General features: G+C 35.4%; 4 protein-coding genes and 1 pseudogene. 2 read left to right on the top strand and 3 right to left on the bottom strand.

Features of this window, described 5'->3' with window-relative positions; all coding sequences use genetic code 11:
• The 3 genes from Megvenef_RS07885 to Megvenef_RS07875 form a co-directional block, all read right to left on the bottom strand.
• On the bottom strand, positions 1 to 328 hold a 328-nt coding region (locus Megvenef_RS07885; RefSeq protein ID WP_322776028.1), incomplete at its 3' end, for a transposase.
• A 64-nt stretch (positions 329 to 392) separates the two neighbouring features.
• Positions 393 to 935 carry a DUF6314 family protein gene (locus tag Megvenef_RS07880; protein WP_322777407.1) on the bottom strand — a complete coding sequence of 181 codons (543 nt, stop codon included), beginning with the start codon at positions 933 to 935 and terminating at the stop codon, positions 393 to 395.
• Positions 936 to 951: 16 nt separating this feature from the next.
• Positions 952 to 1,686, bottom strand: coding sequence for a S1 family peptidase (locus Megvenef_RS07875; RefSeq protein ID WP_322777406.1), 735 nt, complete (start codon positions 1,684 to 1,686; stop codon positions 952 to 954).
• Between the two features lie 73 nt (positions 1,687 to 1,759).
• On the opposite strand from Megvenef_RS07875, the gene tyrS reads away from it, so the two are divergent.
• Both tyrS and Megvenef_RS07865 read left to right on the top strand, forming a co-directional pair.
• Positions 1,760 to 2,992, top strand: a complete 1,233-nt coding sequence (tyrS, locus tag Megvenef_RS07870; protein WP_322777405.1) for a tyrosine--tRNA ligase — start codon at positions 1,760 to 1,762, stop codon at positions 2,990 to 2,992.
• 454 nt (positions 2,993 to 3,446) lie between these two features.
• A pseudogene (locus tag Megvenef_RS07865) lies at positions 3,447 to 3,807 on the top strand (IS6 family transposase); the annotation flags it as partial.

Here is a 3,807-nt window from a genome sequence, read left to right as displayed (position 1 = left end):
CTTCAGACACATCAAGATCTTGCTGCAAATATTCATAACCACAAAAATATTGCCAATAAATATTTTCCTTTAGCTCTTCCTCCGTAAACGAATCAGAACCGTTGTACATAGCTTGAAGCATTGATAGTGCTAGCATTACTCTATGATCTTTCTTATTTCTACCAAATTGCTTGATTTCAATGTTAGGCAATGCTCTGGCTTCAAGTTCAGACCAATTTACTAAATCCCTTAGTTTATATAACTTGTTTTTAGGATTTAGTTTTGTAGATAATTTCTCTTCAAATAACCTTTCTTGTTTTTGGAGAAAAGTAATATTTTCTATAGGCATAATTTTAAAATCCGTAAGCTTTATGCGGTAATTATACCATTTTCTTATGGATTTTGTAAGCTGTTTATGACATGAAACCCCTTGTTAATTCAGGCGGGGAGAGTTTTGACGGAGGGACTATATAAGAATTTTTGGACGGCCCATAAATTCGATAATTCATTAAAAAATTATCTTGAGAAACTATTACAAATGATAGTTTATACTTATCCATTCCGCAATAATGCAAAGAATTAGAGCTAAAAGTAGACTTGTTTTTATGAAAAAGAAGGACATGCATTAGAATTTTTTTAGACATTGTCGTCTGATCAAGCTGTTTGGTTTTTAATAAATTGATAGGCATATCAAAGCGATATTGTAGTAGTGAATTGTCATTTTGTTCAAATAAGTAGGACTTGGTGGCTAAAGAATTAGATCCATTTACCCAATCTACAGTAACATTTTCGTGTAATAGAGAAGCTGTATTAGATTGCCTATAAAACACTGCAGTTCCTTTAGATGTAGCCGAGAATTGCCTTTCTTTATAGTTGATGATTTGTCTAGAAATGCTCCACCTACCATTGAATAGGTTAAATATGTCATCAAACGTAAGTGATACTATAGGTTTCATATTTCCTAGAAAACTGTTACTTACCATTTTGTATGCAGTGGATGTTTACAACATAGTCTTTAGTGAGTCTATCAACGTGATAATTAGTAAATATATCATAAGAAGAACTCGATGCATAGGGCACGTTAGACCTCTTAAGAAAATTAATTAGTCCTTCCACTCCAATAGCGAGTGCAACGTTTTTAGGTGGGATATTGGGATCGCTATACTTATAGACCAGTTTTGCAGTTACTACACCGACTAAATTGGAGTTTTTGTCAAGCAAGGGTCCACCGCTATTACCATGATTTACATTATCAGTGAATTCTATATGAGTGAATCCCGTGTCTGTATCTTTTCTTGTATTAAGTACTTTTGCTTCAAGGATAATATAATTACCTGATTCGCCCCTTTCTAAAGGGTAACCTATTGAAAATAATATATCCCCTATATTTATTTCGGAATGATTGTTTCTCAAATAAGGAACCCTCATGGGAGGTGAAGGAGACTTTAGAGTTGCTAGATCAAGTTTATCATCGAAAAGCATTAGCTTTACTAAAGTTGGTTTTACTGCTCCCCTAACTGCTATATTTAAACAATTCTCAACTACATGTTTATTAGTTACGATAGTGTCTTGATTTACGAAGAATCCGCTGCCTATAGTTATTGGATAACTTTTACCAGGTTGTAAATTTTTGAATCTAAGATTATCCCAATCACTTGCGTGAGCAACGGTGCTAGTAATGATAAAGAAGATAGCATATTTTAGCATATATTTCTTTATTCTTGACAAAAGAAGAATTAAAAATAAGACTACACCAATATTAACGACTAGTACAACTTGTATGACATTTTTTGAAGAATTTAAAAAGCGTGGTTATTTTCATCAATGCACCAACGAATTGCGTTTACAGCAGAAGGAAAAAGACCAGAAGATTGTTGCATATCTAGGGTTTGATTGCACAGCCCAATCTCTCCACGTTGGTAATTTAATGCAGGTGATGATATTGCGTCTGTTGCAGCAATATGGACACAAACCAATTGTTTTAATCGGAGGAGCGACAACAAAAATAGGTGATCCAACTGGAAAAGAAGAAGCTCGAAAGTATTTATCTGATGAAGAGATCGCTAGTAATATAGGTGGTATAAAAAGTTCATTATCTAAGTTTATCAAGTTTGGAGATGGTCCAAGCGATGCTATAATGGTGAATAACTCAGATTGGCTAGAAAAAGTCGGCTATATTCAGTTTTTGCGGGAAATGGGGCGTATGTTTTCTGTAAATAGGATGCTGACTATGGATTCAGTGAAATCAAGATTAGAGAGGGAGCAATCTCTGACATTCCTAGAGTTCAACTATATGCTTCTGCAAGCTTATGATTTTTATCACTTAAATAAAGAGTTTAGGTGTGATATGCAACTTGGTGGTAGTGATCAATGGGGCAATATTGTGACTGGTGTTGAGTTAATTAGAAAAGTTAGTGGCAATGAGTCGTTTGGTCTGACTACACCACTTCTAACTACCTCATCGGGAGCCAAAATGGGTAAATCTGTTAGTGGAGCAATATGGCTCAATGAAGAGCAATTATCGTCATATGATTATTATCAATTTTGGCGAAATACCGAAGATAATGACGTGTCAAAATTTGCTAGGCTATATTGTGAGTTTTCGGATCAAGAGTTAATAGAATTTGACCATATGGTCAAACATAATATAAATGAGGCCAAAAAGACCTTAGCTTATGTTGCTACAAAACTCTGTCATGGAGAAAGCAAGGCCGATAAAGCCCAAGAAACTGCAATAAGAGTCTTTGAAAAAGGAGAAGTAGGAGATGACTTGCCTGTTATTACCATCGACAAAGAAAGAATAAAAGTTGGCATACCTTGTTATGAATTATTTTTTGAGTCTGGTTTGGCCAGTTCTAAAGGTGACTCAAGAAGATTAATACGTGGTAATGGTGCTAAAATTAATGATAAGCAAGTTCAAGATGAGAATTTAATTGTTGACGAAAGTTTCTTTGACAGCGGAGTAATCAAGCTTTCATCAGGTAAGAAAAAACATGTACTAGTGAAGGTGTAGTAAATCACATTGAACTAAGTGTGTGCTATCGATTTCGCAGGTCTCGCTTGTGTCACGTAAGTAACCTGAGTTTGATATAAAAAAACCTATGTCATTCCGGTTGAGTCGGTCTATTTTCATGGCAAGAAGCGCTTGGGTAACCTGACAAAGTCATCCTGAGCTTGACTCAGGATCCCAGGCAACGGAAAAAAGATCCTGAGTCAAGCTCAGGATGACAGACTTTCGTTCTAACTAGAATAATACCCCGCCCTTAAATTTGCAACAGAGCCTTAAGAACAATGGTATCCCTGGTTCGGTGACAATCGACAAGAGTGGGAGCAATACTTGCGCTCTCAATAGCTTTAATGAAAACCTACCAGATGAACAAAAGATTGAAATTCAGCAAAACGGCTCTGTTGCAAATTTAAGGAACGGCTATTATTCTAGTTAGAAACTAACAATATAGCACCCTATTATGAAGCACAGAGATTTCCATTATCGACATTTTTTACCCGAAGTAATATTGCAATGCTTAAGATGGTACTTAAGATATCCAATCAGCTATCGTAATTTAGAAGAAATGATGATAGAGAGAGGAGTTGAAGTTGATCACACCACTTTATACAGATGGGTGCAAGCTTATTCGGTTGAATTAGCTAAGCCGCATTCGTTACTACTCTAAGCCTAATTCTACCTCATGGCGAGTTGATGAGACCTATATTAAAGTAAAAGGCAAATGGAAATATTTATATAGAGCGGTAGATAAATATGGCTCTACTATAGATTTTATGCTTTCCTCCCATAGAGACATTGCTGCGGCAAAGAAATTCTTTAAA

The sequence above is a fragment of the Candidatus Megaera venefica genome (genome assembly GCF_034554655.1).
In the GTDB taxonomy this organism is placed as follows: Bacteria; Pseudomonadota; Alphaproteobacteria; order Rickettsiales; family Rickettsiaceae; genus Megaera_A; species Megaera_A venefica.
The sequence above is the reverse complement of the archived record's forward strand: the minus strand, read 5'-3'. Positions and strand labels throughout refer to the sequence as shown.

Coding starts and splice junctions, on each gene's coding strand:
- Megvenef_RS07880 (WP_322777407.1), bottom strand. CDS start 935: ATGAAACCTATAGTATCACTTACGTTTGATGACATATTTAACCTATTC.
- Megvenef_RS07875 (WP_322777406.1), bottom strand. CDS start 1,686: ATGCTAAAATATGCTATCTTCTTTATCATTACTAGCACCGTTGCTCAC.
- tyrS (WP_322777405.1), top strand. CDS start 1,760: ATGACATTTTTTGAAGAATTTAAAAAGCGTGGTTATTTTCATCAATGC.